General features: G+C 66.3%; 9 protein-coding genes and 1 tRNA gene. 8 read left to right on the forward strand and 2 right to left on the reverse strand.

The window, feature by feature from the left end:
- Positions 1 to 297: 297 nt before the first annotated feature.
- The 5 genes from KK141_RS13350 (at position 298) to KK141_RS13370 (ending at position 8715) form a co-directional block, all read left to right on the forward strand.
- The gene (locus KK141_RS13350) at positions 298 to 2577 is read left to right on the forward strand and encodes a TonB-dependent receptor (RefSeq protein WP_214570041.1); all 2280 of its coding nucleotides are present in this window, start codon (positions 298 to 300) and stop codon (positions 2575 to 2577) included.
- A gap of 293 nt (positions 2578 to 2870) precedes the next feature.
- Positions 2871 to 3563 (forward strand): lysoplasmalogenase, encoded by a 693-nt coding sequence (locus KK141_RS13355; protein WP_250901745.1) that lies wholly within the window; start codon positions 2871 to 2873, stop codon positions 3561 to 3563.
- Positions 3560 to 4804, forward strand: coding sequence for a sterol desaturase family protein (locus KK141_RS13360; protein WP_214570039.1), 1245 nt, complete (start codon positions 3560 to 3562; stop codon positions 4802 to 4804). The genes KK141_RS13355 and KK141_RS13360 overlap by 4 nt, the downstream gene beginning before the upstream one ends.
- 76 nt (positions 4805 to 4880) lie before the next feature.
- Positions 4881 to 6314 (forward strand): amino acid permease, encoded by a 1434-nt coding sequence (locus KK141_RS13365; protein WP_214570038.1) that lies wholly within the window; start codon positions 4881 to 4883, stop codon positions 6312 to 6314.
- A gap of 496 nt (positions 6315 to 6810) precedes the next feature.
- Positions 6811 to 8715, forward strand: a complete 1905-nt coding sequence (locus KK141_RS13370; protein WP_214570037.1) for a M61 family peptidase — start codon at positions 6811 to 6813, stop codon at positions 8713 to 8715.
- Between the two features lie 75 nt (positions 8716 to 8790).
- Here KK141_RS13370 and KK141_RS13375 read toward each other — a convergent pair whose 3' ends face one another.
- Positions 8791 to 9387, reverse strand: a complete 597-nt coding sequence (locus KK141_RS13375) for an outer membrane beta-barrel protein (protein ID WP_214570036.1) — start codon at positions 9385 to 9387, stop codon at positions 8791 to 8793.
- A gap of 270 nt (positions 9388 to 9657) precedes the next feature.
- On the opposite strand from KK141_RS13375, the gene KK141_RS13380 reads away from it, so the two are divergent.
- The 3 genes from KK141_RS13380 (at position 9658) to KK141_RS13390 (ending at position 13062) form a co-directional block, all read left to right on the forward strand.
- Positions 9658 to 11556: a M61 family peptidase gene (locus KK141_RS13380; RefSeq protein WP_214570035.1), complete on the forward strand. Its 1899-nt coding sequence runs from the start codon at positions 9658 to 9660 to the stop codon at positions 11554 to 11556.
- A gap of 147 nt (positions 11557 to 11703) precedes the next feature.
- A tRNA-Arg gene (locus tag KK141_RS13385) sits at positions 11704 to 11780 on the forward strand.
- Positions 11781 to 11934: 154 nt separating this feature from the next.
- Complete coding sequence (locus tag KK141_RS13390; RefSeq protein ID WP_214570034.1) at positions 11935 to 13062, forward strand: Fic family protein; 1128 nt, start codon at positions 11935 to 11937, stop codon at positions 13060 to 13062.
- Positions 13063 to 13105: 43 nt separating this feature from the next.
- Here KK141_RS13390 and KK141_RS13395 read toward each other — a convergent pair whose 3' ends face one another.
- Complete coding sequence (locus tag KK141_RS13395; RefSeq protein WP_214570033.1) at positions 13106 to 14887, reverse strand: GGDEF domain-containing protein; 1782 nt, start codon at positions 14885 to 14887, stop codon at positions 13106 to 13108.
- Positions 14888 to 14893: the final 6 nt, after the last annotated feature.

Below are 14893 nucleotides of genomic sequence, written 5' to 3' on the forward strand. Positions count from 1 at the left end.
CTCCGCTCTGCGGCCGCGAATTCCTGCGTAATTCCCGCGTAACTGACGCCAATCTTGCGCCAACGCACATCCGCGTCCACTGACATGCGGATGTAAATCCGATTTCACAAATCCCCAGCAAGCTTGCACACCAACGGCTGCTGGCGGTCGCGTCATGTCGTCCTTGCAGGGCAGCTTCAGGACGCAAAGGGGTGATGCGTCCGCCGAAGGGGCAGCCGTTCTTTTTTCCCATTCACCTGTTCCACCTGTCGACGTGGCTTCCCGCGAGGGGAACGGCTGCGCAAAGGAAACGTACGCATGTCAGTCCGCAAGGGTTCCATCCGCCTTACCGGCCTCGCGCTCGCGCTGTTCGCGGCGCTGCACGGCACGGCCGCCGCAGCTCCCGGCGACAACGACACCACGCCCGCCGCGCCGGCCGATGCCGCCGCCGACAAGGCCAAGACGCTGGAGTCGGTCTCCGCGATCGGCCAGGGCGAAGTGCGCCAGGTGCAGCGCATCACCGTGGAAGACGTGAAGATCCTGCCGCCGGGCACCAGCGCGCTGAAAGTGCTGGCCGGCAAGCCGGGCGTGCATTTCGAGTCGTCCGATCCGTTCGGCAACTACGAGTGGTCGACCCGCTTCAGCCTGCGCGGCTTCAACCAAAACCGCCTGGGCTTCACGCTGGACGGCATCCCGCTCGGCGACATGAGCTACGGCAACAACAACGGCCTGCACATCAGCCGCGCGCTGATCGCCGAGAACCTCGGCAGCGCGGAACTTGCCGAAGGCATCGGCGCGCTCGGCACGGCGTCGACCAGCGACCTCGGCGGCACGGTGCAGTTCTACTCGTCCGACCCGCTGCCCAAGTACGGCGTGCAGTTCTCGCAGGGCTTCGGCACGGATGCGGCGCGCCGCACCTTCGTGCGCCTGGACACGGGCAATGTCGACGGCTTCGCCATGTACATCTCCGGCGCCTATTCCGACGTCAACAAGTGGAAGGGCGACGGCGACCAGGAGCAGATGCAGTTCAACAGCAAAGCCACCTACGATTTCGGCGACAGCCGCATCGGCGCGCTGGTGACCACCTCCGACCGCGACGAGACCGATTACCAGGATCTCTCGCTGGACATGCTGCATCGCCTGGGCTGGAACTGGGACAACTACGCGCCGGACTGGAACCGCGCGGTGAACGCGGCCAAGGGCATCTACACCGGCGGCGTGACCAATGCCGACGACGCCTATTACGCCGGCCGCGGCGTGCGCAAGGACCGCATTGCCAGCCTGTTCGGCGACTTCGCGCTGGCCGAGGGCGTGCGCCTGAAGACCACCGGCTACTACCACTACGATCGCGGCCAGGGCCACTGGTTCACGCCGTACCAGGCGTCCTTCCCGGGCACCGCGCAGGAAACCCCGATCTCGATCCGCACCACCGAGTACGGCATCGACCGCGCCGGCGGCACCGCGGCACTGACCTGGGAGTTCGGCGCGCATCACCTGGAAGCGGGCGTGTGGTACGAGGACAGCAATCACAACGTGCAGCGCAACTATTACTTCATCACCGGCCCGGTGGATGACCGCAAGTTCCTCGAGAACCCGAACCTGCGCCTGTTCTACCAGCACTACGAAACCACTACGCGCCAGTTCTACGTGCAGGACAGCATGCATTTCCTGGACGACCGCCTGAGCGTGGACGTGGGCTTCAAGGCGCCGCGCACCGAAGTGGAAGCGACCAACCTGCCGGGCACGCGCACCGCTTATGCCAGCGGCGACCTGGTGGCCAAGAAGAACTTCCTGCCGCAGGTCGGCGCGGCCTACCAGCTGGGCGGCGGCTACGAGCTGTTCGGTTCGTACTCCAAGAACATCGCCGCGTTCCAGGCCGGCATCTCCGGCCCGCTGGCCACCACCCAGGTGGCGTTCGACACCTTCGGCCGCTCGCTCAAGCCGGAACAGTCGCGCACCTTCGAAGGCGGCCTGCGCGCGGTGTCCGACTTCTACGAAGCTTCGTTCGCGCTGTACGACGTGAAGTTCGACAACCGCCTGCTGGCGATCTCGCGTTGCAGCGGCATCGTGGGCTGCCCCAGCGCCTATGCCAACGTTGGCTCGGTGACCAGCCGCGGCGCGGAACTGGCATTGAACTTCAAGCTCACGCAGGAACTGCGCTGGCGCAACTCGCTGTCCTACAACCGCTCGCGCTACGACGACAACTACGTCGACGGCGGCGTGGTGGTGCCGACCAAGGACAAGACCGTGGTGGACAGCCCCAAGCAGCTGTTCTTCACCGAGCTGGCCTGGGTGTCCGGTCCGTGGGACCTGCGCGCGTCGGCCAACTACACCGGCAAGCGCTACTACACCTATATCAATGACGGTGCAGTGCCCTCGTACTGGCTGTTCAACGCTTCGGCCGCCTACGACGTGGGCAAGCTCGGCGTGGTGCAGGACCTGAAGCTGGCGCTCAACGTGACCAACCTGGCCGACAAGAAGTACTTCGGCTCGATCGGCACCAACGGCTTCGTGGCCAGCGACCCGCAGGGCCAGTTCGCCACCATGCAGGTGGGCGCGCCGCGCGCGGCGATGCTTACGGCAACCTTGCGCTTCTAAGCTTCGAGTTCTCCAAGTCCGAATCCTTCTCCCTCCGGGAGAAGGTGGCGGCAGCCGGATGAGGGTACGGGCGGAGCGCAGCGTTACGCTCCGCTCGTACCCTCACCCCAACCCCTCTCCCGGGGGGAGAGGGGCTAATCGCCAGCCCCCAAACGCGACCTGCACCCGGGAAAAATAAAGTGGCGATTCCGGGAAAGCCTCGCCCCACTTATGATCGCCGGCGTATCTCCGCCCGATCCGCCCGCATGGCCGCCATTTCTTCTGCTGTTCCGATCCAAGCCGTTCCCCGCTGGATGGCCCTTGGCGTCCTGTTGTCGGCGCTGGGCGCTATTGCCGGCGCGATGCTGGCCGACACCGAGGACGGCAGCCAGTGGATGTGGCTGCACTGGGCCTGCAAGCCGCTGGCGACCGGGCTGGTGTTCGCCCTGGCCTGGCGCGTGCGCGAGCCGATCTCAGCGCGCTACCGCGCCTGGGTGCTCGGCGGCCTGGGCCTGGCGCTGGTTGGCGACGTCTTATTGATGCTGCCGCAGGATCTGTTCGTGGAAGGCCTGGTGGCCTTCCTGTTCGCGCATCTGTGCTTTCTGGTGGCGCTGACCGGCGATGCGCGCCTGGGCGCACGGCCCATCGCGCTACTGATCTGCCTGGGCTATGCGGCGCTGTGCATGTGGTCGTTGTGGCCCACCCTGCCGGTGGAGCTGCACCTGCCGATCGTGATCTACACCCTGGTGCTGGCCCTGATGGGCGGACAGGCGGTGGGCCGCGCCTGGTACCACGCGCTGACCCGCGATGCCTTGGCGAACCCGGCCTGGCTGGCCGGCGCGGGCTCGATCCTGTTCATGCTCAGCGACACCTTGCTGGCCTGGAACCGCTTCCGCATCAGCCTGCCGCTGGCGGCGCTGTGGATACTCGGCAGCTACTTCGGTGCGCTGTGGCTGCTGGCGCGTTCGGTGATGCGTGCGTCCCCGGAGGACGCGGCGCTGGCGTGAATACCCAAGAGGTCATCATCGGCTGGGCCACGCCCGCCTTCTTCGCGCTGATCGCGCTGGAGCTGCTGGTGGCGAAGTGGCGCGGCCGGCGCGTGTACCACGCCAGCGATGCGGTCAACAGCCTGTCGCTGGGCGTGATCTCGCAGATCGTCGCGGTGTTTTCCAAGCTGCTCGCCCTTGGCATCTATGCCTGGTGCGCCGCGCACCTGGCGCCCTGGGCGCTGCCGGCCGACCGCTGGTGGGTGTGGGTGAGCGGCCTGCTGCTGTACGACTTCCTCTATTACTGGCTGCACCGCGCGGGGCACGAGGTGAACATCCTGTGGGCCGCGCACGTGGTGCATCACCAGAGCGAGGACTACAACCTCAGCACCGCGCTGCGCCAGACCGGCAGCGGCGTGCTGCTGGGCTGGCTGTTCTATCTGCCGATGGCGCTGCTGGGCTATCCGCTGGAAGTGTTCGCGGTGGTGGCGCTGATCGACCTGCTGTACCAGTTCTGGGTGCACACCGAGCTGGTGGGGCGGCTGGGCTGGTTCGACCGCGTGTTCTGCTCGCCATCGAACCATCGCGCGCACCACGCGGTGAACGAGCGCTACCTCGACCGCAACTACGGCGGCATCCTGATTCTGTGGGACCGCCTGTTCGGCACCTTTATCGAGGAAGACGACACCGACCCGCCGGTGTACGGCACGCGCGCGCCGCTGCGCAGCTGGAATCCGCTGTGGGCGAATGCCGAGGTGTACTGGGCCACGGCCAAGGACGCCTGGCATGCGCGGCGCTGGCGCGACAAGCTGCTGGTGTGGCTCAAGCCCCCGGGCTGGCGGCCGGCCGACGTCGCCGAGCGGTTTCCCAAGCCGGCCTTCGACATGGCCCGCCCGCGCTATGCGCCCGCCTTGCCGCGCAGCCTCACCGCCTACGGGATCGCGCAGTTCGCGCTGCTGCTGCTGATGGGCGTGTGGTTCCTGGACATGGCCAAGCGCATGCCGGCCTCCGCGCTGCTGGCCTATGCGGCCTTCCTGCTCTTCAGCCTCACCGCGCTGGGCGTGCTGCTGGAAGGCCGGCGCGCCGGCAGCTGGCTGGAAGCGGCGCGGCTGGCCGCGACGGCGCTGGCCGCGGTGATCACCGGCGGCTGGTTCGGCGCCGCCGCCGCACCGCCGGCGCTGGCGCCGGCCATCGTGGCGCTGTGCCTGGGCAGCGCCGCCACGCTCGCCACCATCCGCCTGCGTACGCGCCAGCCCGCCTGACCGCGCGCACCCGCAGCATGGCGGGGCAGGGGGCATTCGCTATCATCGCCGCTTCCTTTGCGTGGGATATCCAGCGATGAGCGTGGTCAGCAAGCTAATCCGCCACAAGTCGGTCGAGCAGTTGCAGGCGGACGTCGGCAAGCGCGGCGACTTCCGCCGCGTGCTCGGGCTGTGGCAGCTCACCGCGATCGGCATCGGCGGCATCATCGGCGTCGGCGTGTTCGTGCTGGCCGGCCAGCAGGCCGCGCTCAACGCCGGCCCCGCGGTGGCGATCTCCTTCCTGATCGCCGGCATCGCCAGCGCCGCGGCGGCGCTGTGCTACGCGGAATTCGCCGGCCTGATCCCCGTCACCGGCAGCGCCTACACCTATGGCTATGCGGTGCTGGGCGAGCTGGCTGCCTGGCTGATCGGCTGGGACCTGCTGCTGGAGTACGCGCTCATCGTCGCGGTGGTGGCGATCGGCTGGTCCGGCTACGTGCAATCGGCGCTGGCCAGTGTCGGCGTGGACTTGCCGGTATGGGCCAAGGGCGCCATCGGCACCGGCGAAGGCCATGTGTTCAACGTGGTGGCGGCGCTGGTGACGCTGGGCGTGTCGGCGCTGCTGATCTTCCGCACCGAATGGGGCGCGCGCTTCAACACCCTGGTGGTGGCGATCAAGGTCGCGGCAGTGGCGCTGGTGATCGGTATCGGCGCCTTCTACGTGAAGCCGGAGAACTGGGTGCCGTTTATTCCGCAGCGTATCGTCGGCCCCGATGGCGTCGGCCATTTCGGTTTCCAGGGCGTGGCGACCGCGGCGGCGGTGGTGTTCTTCGCGGTGTTCGGTTACGACACGCTGACCACCGCGGCGGAGGAATCGAAGAACCCGCAGCGCGACCTGCCGCGCGCGGTGCTGCTGTCGCTGGGTATCTCGATGACCATGTACCTGGCGGTATCGATGGTGCTGACCGGCATCGCGCACTACACCACTTTGAAGACGGATGCGCCGGTGGCGGATGCGTTCAAGGGGCTGGGGCTGCATTGGGTGGCGTTGACGGTGTCGGTGTCGGCGGTGTTCGGCCTGATCAGCGTGCTGTTCGCCTTCATGCTGGGGGCGACGCGGATCTGGTTTGCGCTGGCTCGCGATGGCTTGCTGCCGGGGTGGTTTGCGAAGCCGCATCCGCGGTATGGGACGCCGCATCGGCCGACGGTGGTGCTCGGTGTGTTCACCGCCTTGGTGGCGGGGCTGCTGCCGATTGAGGAGGTCGCCAAGTTAGTCAATATTGGCGTGCTGTCGGCGTTTATTGTGATTTGTTCTTCTGTGTTGATTTTGCGGAAGCGGAAGCCGGATTTGCATCGGTCGTTTCGGACGCCGTGGGTGCCGGTGGTGCCGGTGGTGGGGATCGCGTTTTCGATTTGGTTGTTGGCGGAGTTGCCGTTGGTTACCTGGGAGGTGTTCCTGATTTGGGTGACCATTGGTCTGGCTGTTTATTTTTTCTATGGCATGCATCACAGCAAGCTGGAGAAGGCGTGACCTGCTCGTCATCCCAGCGGAAGCTGGGATCCAGTGACTGTCTCGCTTGGTTTTCGCGGTGACGCGAATGGGCCGCTTATGCAGCGGGCATTTCGGACGCCTGCCGGCGCCCGAGTCACTTTTTCTTTGCTGGCCCAAAGAAAAAGTAACCCAAAAGAAATGGCCTGAGAGCCAAGGCTCGCGACGCGACTAGAACGAGCAGTGACGGCCGCGGCAACGGATTAACCAGAGTCGACACGAAGCCACAGTGCGTTTACGTAACGCGCGCTTCAACGTGCCGTGGCCGAGAGGATGTTCAAGGAACGGGGCCAGCTTTGGCTCTTTGTTCCTGCTTGCCTCACTCTTTCACCCCTCTCCCCTCCGGGGAGAGGGCAGGGTGAGGGGGCGGGCGGAGCGGGGCGTGTGAGGTCACTTTTCACATGACCTCTGGCATGCGGTGTGGCGGTCGCATCGGCCTAGCATCCGGGGGCATCACTCACCGAAGGGGAGATGCCGTATGTTCGCCAGGACGTTGCTGGGGTGGTCGGTTGCGTTGGCTTTGGGGGCGGTGCCGTTGGCGCGGGCGCAGGCGGTGGATCCGGTGGATCAGGCTTATCCGGGGACCTTGACGCTCAAGGTGGATGTCACCGATGCGCCTAAGCGCATCTACCGGGTCGCGCAGACCATTCCGGTCAAGCCGGGGCCGCTCACCTTGTATTACCCGAAGTGGATTCCGGGCGAGCACATTCCGTCGGGGCCGATCAACAACGTCAGTGGCCTGGTGATTACGGCCAACGGCAAGCAGTTGCCGTGGCGGCGCGATCTGCGCGACATGTTCTCGTTGAACCTGGACGTGCCCGAAGGCACCAGCAGCCTGCAGCTGGATTTCCAGTTTCTGGCGCCGGGGGAAGAGGGCGGCGGCTTGTATGGCGCGACCGGTTCGGCCACGCCGAAGCTGGTGGATATCGAATTCAATCAGGTGCTGTTCTATCCGGCCGGTTATTACGCCAGCCGCATCGAGGTGCAGCCCACGGTGACCCTGCCGCGCGACTGGAAGTTCGCCAGCGCGCTGGAAGTGAGCGAGCAGAGCGGCGCGCAGGTGGCGTTCAAGCCGGTGAGCCTGGAGAAGCTGGTGGATTCGCCGCTGGTGGCGGGCGAATACTTCAAGCGCGTGCAGCTGAGCACGGATGCCAAGGGGCCGGTGTACCTGGACATCGTCGCCGACGATCCGGGCAATCTGAAGCTCAGCGACAAACAAGAAGCGCAGCACAAGGCGCTGGCGGTGCAGGCGGTGAAGCTGTTCGGGGCGCGGCATTACGCGCATTACGATTTTCTGCTGACGCTGTCCGATCACAACGGCTCGTTCGGCCTGGAACACCAGCAGTCCAGCGATGACCGGTTGCCGCCGGCCTTCCTGACCGACGACAACATGTACCTGGCGGCGGCCTTCGTGCTGCCGCACGAGTTCGTGCATTCGTGGAACGGCAAGTTCCGCCGCCCGCACGACCTGTGGACGCCGAACTACAACGTGCCGATGCAGGGCGATCTGCTGTGGGTCTATGAAGGCCTCACCAATTACTACGGCGAGGTGCTGACCGCGCGCTCGGGCATGTGGACGGCGGAGCAGTACCGCGACTGGATCGCCGAGACGCAGGCGGCGATGGTCAATCGCACCGGCCGCGAGTGGCGTTCGTTGCAGGACACCGCCGATGCGGTGCAGCTCACTTCCTCGCAGGGTTCGCGCTGGGCCAACCGCATGCGCGGCGTCGACTACTATCCGGAAGGCACCCTGCTGTGGCTGGAGGCGGACAGCCGCATCCGCGAGCTCAGCGGCGGCAAGCGTTCGCTGGACGATTTCGTGCGTGCCTTCCACGGCGTGCAGGACGGCAGCCAGGTGCCGCTCACCTACACCTTCGACGACGTGGTGGCCACCTTGAACAAGGTGCAGCCCTACGACTGGGCCAAGTTCCTGCACGAGCGCCTGGACTACACCGGCGACAAGCTGCCGGAACAGGGCGTGGAGCAGGCGGGCTGGAAGCTGGAATACAACGACCAGCCCTCGTCCATGCAGAAGGCGATGGAGAGCGTGCGCCATTCGGTCAACCTGCTCTACGGCATGGGCCTGGCGCTCAACCGCGAAGGCAAGGTGACCGACGTGCAGTGGGGCGGGCCGGCGTTCAAGGCGGGCCTTGTGCCGGGGCTGAAGCTGGTGGCGGTGAACGGGCGCGATTACTCGGCCGACGGGCTGAAGGACGCGATCAAGGCAGCCAAGGACAAGGGCACGCCGATCCAGCTGCTGGTGAAGAACAACGAGTTCTTCCAGACCGTGTCGATCGACTACCGCGATGGGCTGCGTTATCCGCACCTGACCCGCGCCACCGGCGCGGATCGGCTGGGGCAGATTGCCGCGCCGCTGAAATAAGCCGCTGCCTGATGAAAAGAAAAAGGGCGCCCGCTGGGGCGCCCTTTTTTTTGTTGCTTGCGCGAAAAGCTGCGCTTAGAAGCGGTACTCGATCGAAGCCGAGTAGGCCGCCACGTTGACGTTGGCCTGCGACTGGCTGGCGCCGGCGCGGCCGTACTTCACGCGGTAGTTGTCGTAGTTGAGCGCCAGCGCGACGTTGTCGGTCACGTTGTAGCCCACGCCCACGCCGGCGTACCAGCCGTTGTTCCAGCTCTTCTCGCTGGCGTGCAGGTTGCCGTAGGTGGTCTCGGCCGTGGTGCGCGAACGCAGGTAGCCGCCGTGGCCGGTGACGAACCAGTTGCCGTAGAAGCCGTACTTGGCGTTCACGCCGAGGATCACGGCCTTCGGCTGGAAGCCGACGGTGACCGGGCCGATGTACTGCTTGGCCTGGCCCAGCGAGGTGTAGCCGACTTCGGCGCCGACGATGTTGTTCCAGCGCCAGCCGAAGCGAACGCTCTGGAACACGTCCGACTTGTCGGACAGGCCGCCCACGCGGTAGTTGCTCTGACCGAGGTTGCCGGTCACGAAGAAGTTGTTGAGCTGGTTGCTGCTGGCGGCGGCGTCATCGGCCTGGGCAGCGAACGGGGACAGGGCAGCAGCGGCCAGCACGGCCGAGAGCAGAAGCTTGTTCATGGAGAACTCCATTTTTCTTTTTGGGGTTTTCCGCGGCGCGATCTGAGGGGGAAATCGTCGCTGCGGTCCGCGTGGGGTAGCGCGGGCCACGAAGGATAAGGGCGTTTTTACATTTCCAAACCCCCGGCGGGATTTGAAGCAAGGCATGGTTCAGCCTGCCGCATGACCTCTGGCAGGGGGTGCGGCACGCCGCCGCGGTCTAGCATCGGACAGTCATGTTTCGTTCAACGTCCGCCCAGGGCGTTGCGCGTCTGCCACCAGGAGACTGTTTTGAAAGCTTCGCGCCTCGCTTCCGCTATCCTCGCCGCGGGCTTCGGCCTGTGCGGTTTCGCCGTCCATGCCGACGTCCCGGCGCCGCAGGACGTGCCGTTCAACGGCACGCTCAAGGTGAGCGTGGATGCCACCGACATCGCCCGCCGCATCTTCCGCGTGCACGAATCGGTGCCGGCGCAGCCCGGTCCGCTGACTCTGCTGTACCCGCAGTGGCTGCCGGGCAACCACTCGCCGTCCGGCCCGATCGACAAACTCGCGGGCCTGAAGGTGTCGGCCAACGGCAAGGAACTGAAGTGGACGCGCGATCCGCTCAACGTCTACGCCTTCCACGTCGACGTGCCGCAGGGCGCCAGCAGCGTGGACGTGGACTTCCAGTTCCTCTCCCCGCAGGACACCCGCCAGGGCCGCGTGGTGATGACGCCGGAAATGCTCAACGTGCAGTGGAATACGGTCACGCTGTATCCGGCCGGCTATGTCGCCGCCCGCATCCAGGCCGAGGCCAGCGTGAAGTTCCCGGCCGGCTGGCAGTTCGGCAGCGCGCTGGAGCAGGCTTCGCGCGACGGCGACACGGTGACCTTCAAGCCGATCAAGTTCGACGACCTGGTCGATTCGCCGATCTACGCTGGCAAGTACTTCAAGCGCGTGGACCTGGACCCGGGTGCCAAGACGCCGGTGTTCCTCAACATCGTGGCCGATGACCCGAAGTACCTGGAAATCAAGCCGGAACAGCTGAAGGCGCACCAGAACCTGGTGCAGCAGATGTACAAGATGTACGGCGCGCACCACTACAACCACTACGACTTCCTGTTCTCGCTCAGCGACAAGATGAGCGGCAACGGCCTGGAGCACCACCGCTCCAGCGAGAACGGCGTGGGCCCCGGCTACTTCACCGAGTGGGACAAGAACGTGCTGGCGCGCGACCTGCTGCCGCACGAGTTCAACCACTCCTGGGACGGCAAGTACCGCCGCGGCGCGGATCTGTCCACGCCGAACTTCAACGTGCCGATGCAGGACAGCCTGCTGTGGGTGTACGAAGGCCAGACCCAGTTCTGGGGCTATGTGATGGCCGCGCGCTCGGGCCTGTGGAAGCCGGAAGAGGCGCGCGACATGCTCGCCAACGTCGCCGCCAACTACGACAAGGGCCGCCCGGGCCTGCAGCAGTGGCGCAACATCCAGGACACCACCAACGATCCGATCATCGCCCAGCGCCGGCCGTTGCCTTACCGCAACTACCAGATGAGCGAGGACTATTACTCCGGCGGCCAGATGATCTGGCTGGAAGTGGACGGCAAGCTGCGTTCGCTGTCGGGCAACAAGAAGTCGATCGACGATTTCGGCAAGGCCTTCTTCGGCATGAACAATGGCGAGTGGGCGGTCAACACCTACACCTTCGAGGATGTGGTGAAGACGCTCAACGACATCCAGCCGTTCGACTGGGCCAGCTACCTGCGCGAGCGCCTTGACGGCCACGGTCCGCTGATCGGCGGCATCGAGGCGCACGGCTGGAAGCTGGTCTACAACGACAAGCCCTCGCCGGTGGTGAAGGCGGCCGAGGCCCGCTTCGGCGGCGCCAACCTGGTGTATTCGCTGGGCGTGTCGCTGGGCAAGGGCGGCGACATCATGGACGTGCTGTGGGACGGCCCCGCCTTCAAGGCCGGCCTGTCGCCGGGCATGAAGATCGTGGCGGTCGACGGCAAGGAATTCTCCAGCGACGCCATCAAGGACGCGGTCACCGCTTCGGCCAAGGACAAGAGCAAGCCGGTCGAGCTGCTGGTGAAGAACTTCGACCAGTACCAGACCCTGCGCATCGACTATCACGATGGCCTGAAGTACCCGCACCTGGAGCGCGTCGAAGGCAAGCCGGACCAGCTCTCGGAGCTGCTCAAGGCGCGCTGAGCGATCCATCGGGCTCACGCCGCGAAAGGCCCGCCGCAAGGCGGGCCTTTTCGTTATCGGCGGCCCTCGTCGCACGCATGGCCCCAAGCCGCTATACTCCGCGCTCCGCCGCCGTCCGACAGGCCGCCGGCGGCCTCGCCGCACCACGCGCCCGTAGCTCAGCCGGATAGAGTAGTGGCTTCCGAAGCCATTGGTCGGGGGTTCGAATCCCTCCGGGCGCGCCATTTCCTTGATTGAAGAACAGCGCGATACCGTCGCGCCGCATGTGCCGTGGCCATGGGTGCCCGTTGGCGCGTGAGCCGAATATCGACCATAATCGGCTCATTCCGTGAGCCGAATAAGTCGCGTAATCGGCTCACCCCCTTGGGAGTCCGCCGCATGGATCACCCCCGCTGGATCTGGCAACAGCCGGATTGGCCCACCTTCCGCTGGCATGCCAAGACGCTGGCGCCCCTGCTGCGCTCCTGCCAGCAGCTGCAGGGCCGCCTGCTCGGCATGGCCGGTGCGATCGCGGGTGACGAACAGGTCGAAGGGGAGCTCGACACCCTGCTGCAGAACATCATCACGTCCTCGGCGATCGAGGGTGAGCGCCTCAACGTGGCCTCCGTTCGCTCCTCGCTGGCGCGGCGGCTGGGCGTGGCGCAGGACGAGAGGGCGGCCACCAACCCGCGCAGCGAAGGCCTGGCCGAACTGATGCTCGACGCGACGCAGCGCTACGGAGAGCCATTGACCGCGCAGCGCCTGTTCGACTGGCATGCCTGGCTGTTCGCGCAGCAGGATTCGCTGCTCGCACGGCCCATCCGCGTCGGCAGTCTGCGCGGCAACGAGCCGATGCAGGTGGTGTCCGGCCGCCTCGACCGCCCCACCGTGCATTTCGAAGCGCCGCCTCGCGCCGGTCTGGAGGTGCAACTCGATGCCTTCCTGGCCTGGTTCAACAGCAGCCACGGCGACGCCGCGCTCGATCCCCTGCTGCGCGCCGGGCTGGCGCACTTCTGGTTCGTCACCCTGCATCCGTTCGACGACGGCAACGGCCGCCTGACCCGTGCCATCACCGACCTGGCCCTGGCGCAGGCCGAACATCAGGCGATCCGCTTCTACACTATGTCGGCCAGCATCCTGGCCGACCGCGCCGGCTACTACCACGTGCTCGAAACCAGCCAGAAGGCCACGCTGGACGTCACGCCGTGGCTGCGATGGTTTCTCGCCACCTTGCAGCACAGCTTGAACGAGGCTCTGCAGCGCATCGACCGTGTGCTGGACAAGGCGCGCTTCTGGCTGCAGCACTCGTACCAGGGCCTGTTGCCGGAACAGATCAAGGTGCTCAATCGCCTGCTCGATGGCGGCGAGCGCGGCTTCGAGCAGGGCATCAGCGCATCGAAGTACCAGGCCGTAGCCAAGGTGTCCAAGGCCACCGCCACGCGCCATCTGGCCGACCTGGTCGAGAAGGGCTACCTGGAGCGCCTGCCGGGCGGCGGCCGCAGTACGCGCTATCACGTGAAGCACTGAGCTTCGCCGGCAAGCGTCGGCGGGAGCCTCTCAACGCAGCGTGCTAAACGCTCGCCGACGCACCCGCCACCACACGCGTTGCCGCCGCACCCATCCACGTGGCCACCACCCGGTTGCGTCCTTCGCTCTTGGCGCGGTACAGCGCATGGTCGGCGCGCACCAGCAGTTCGCTGACGTCGTAGCCGGCGCTGTGCGTGTCGGCCACGCCCAGGCTGGCGGAGACGGAGAGTTCGCCGCTTTCCAGCGGCGACAGCGCGCCGATCGCCGCGCGCACTTGTTCGGCGCGGGCCAGGGCCTGCTCGGGCGTGCAGTCCGGCAGCAGCACGGCGAATTCCTCGCCGCCCAGGCGGCCGAACACTTCGCGCGAGCTGAGCAGCGGGCGGCAGGCTTCCACGATGTGCTTGAGCGTGTGGTCGCCCACGGCGTGGCCGAAGGTGTCGTTGATCGACTTGAAATGATCCAGGTCCAGGATCAACAGCGCGGCCGGCTGGCGCGTCTTCGCCGCCGCCTGCAGGGCCATTTCGGCTTCTTCGATGAAATGCTTGCGGTTGCAGATGCCGGTGAGGCTGTCCAGCCGAGACAGCCACATGAAGCGCAGCTGCGAGCGCTTGAGGCGGTAGATCCACAGCGTGATGAAGCCCAGCGCCATCAGCAGCAGCACGATGTACAGGCGGCTGGCTTCCACCGCCTTGCGGTCCAGCGCCTGCTGCAGCTGCAGGATCTGGTTCTGCTTGTTGAGCGTGTCCAGCTGCAGCCGGCCAGACAGCACCTGCTGCTTCACCACCTGGTAGGCCAGCGCCTTGGCGGAGACGTCGTCGAGATAGCCCTTGTCGGCTGCCATGTACTGCTCGAGATAGGCCAGCGCCGCAGCAAGGTCGCCCTGCTTGCGCGCCACCCGGTACAGCACCTGGTAGGCCATGCCCAGCGGCGCGGTGTATTCGCCCTTGATGCTGTTCTGCACCGCGGCCAGCGCGTGCTTGCGCGCTTCGGCCAGGTTGCCCAGGCTCAGGTGCGCCTTGGCCAGGGCCGCGTCGAACTGCGCGATCAGGGTCTGGTAGCCGTCGTGCTGCACGTCGGCGTAGTTGCGCGTGAGCACGGCGATGGCCTGGGTGGCTTCGCCGCGTTCGAGGTCGGCCACGGCCAGTTCGGCGCGCAGCGTGTTGGCGTAGACGGTTTCGCCGACGGAGACGCAGCGGTCGATGGCCTGGTCCAGCTGCTCGCGCGCGTTCGGCTTCTCGCTGCGGTAGGCCGACTCGGCCTTGAAGAACAGGCCTTTGCAGGGGCCTTCGCCGGGCGGCAGGTTCTTCAGCATCTCGTCCGCGTACTGCGCGGCGAGATCGTACTGGCCGGCCGCGACCAGCAATTGCGCAGCTTCGCCCAGGCCTTGCAGGCGGGCGCGCTTGTCGGTGATCTGCGGCAGCTGGCTGGTGAGCTTGTCCAGCCGGGTGAAGGCTTCTTCGTAGCGGTGGCCGATGCCGAGGATGTTGATCGAGGTGGCGGTGGCGCGGAAGCGCAGGGTGGGGTCGACATCCTGCGCGATCACTTCGTCCAGCAGCGGGCCGGCGCGCTCGTAGTCGCCGTAGTAGGCCACGTCCCAGGCTTTCAGGTAGCGCAGATGCCATTGCTGCTGCGGCGACAGCTTCGAAGCCTCCGGCTCCATCTGCAGCAGCAGCTTGGCGAAGGTGCCGTGGTCGGACGTCTTGATGCTGTCGGCCACGTCCAGCAGGGCGGGCGGAGCGTCGGCCGCGCCGGCTTCCGCGGCGGACGCGGCCAGTGGGCACAGCAGGCAAGCCCCGGCAAGGAGGAACCCGTAAAGGCGCCGCATGCCGGA

Origin of the sequence: Dyella sp. LX-66, from assembly GCF_018599165.1 — a bacterium.
Classification (GTDB): Bacteria; Pseudomonadota; Gammaproteobacteria; order Xanthomonadales; family Rhodanobacteraceae; genus Dyella_D; species Dyella_D marensis.

What these genes read in the sequence shown, in the direction of transcription:
- KK141_RS13370 (WP_214570037.1), top strand. Translation starts at nt 6,811, where the DNA reads ATGTTCGCCAGGACGTTGCTGGGGTGGTCGGTTGCGTTGGCTTTGGGG.
- KK141_RS13365 (WP_214570038.1), top strand. Translation starts at nt 4,881, where the DNA reads ATGAGCGTGGTCAGCAAGCTAATCCGCCACAAGTCGGTCGAGCAGTTG.
- KK141_RS13390 (WP_214570034.1), top strand. Translation starts at nt 11,935, where the DNA reads ATGGATCACCCCCGCTGGATCTGGCAACAGCCGGATTGGCCCACCTTC.
- KK141_RS13395 (WP_214570033.1), bottom strand. Translation starts at nt 14,887, where the DNA reads ATGCGGCGCCTTTACGGGTTCCTCCTTGCCGGGGCTTGCCTGCTGTGC.
- KK141_RS13375 (WP_214570036.1), bottom strand. Translation starts at nt 9,387, where the DNA reads ATGAACAAGCTTCTGCTCTCGGCCGTGCTGGCCGCTGCTGCCCTGTCC.
- KK141_RS13350 (WP_214570041.1), top strand. Translation starts at nt 298, where the DNA reads ATGTCAGTCCGCAAGGGTTCCATCCGCCTTACCGGCCTCGCGCTCGCG.
- KK141_RS13355 (WP_250901745.1), top strand. Translation starts at nt 2,871, where the DNA reads ATGGCCCTTGGCGTCCTGTTGTCGGCGCTGGGCGCTATTGCCGGCGCG.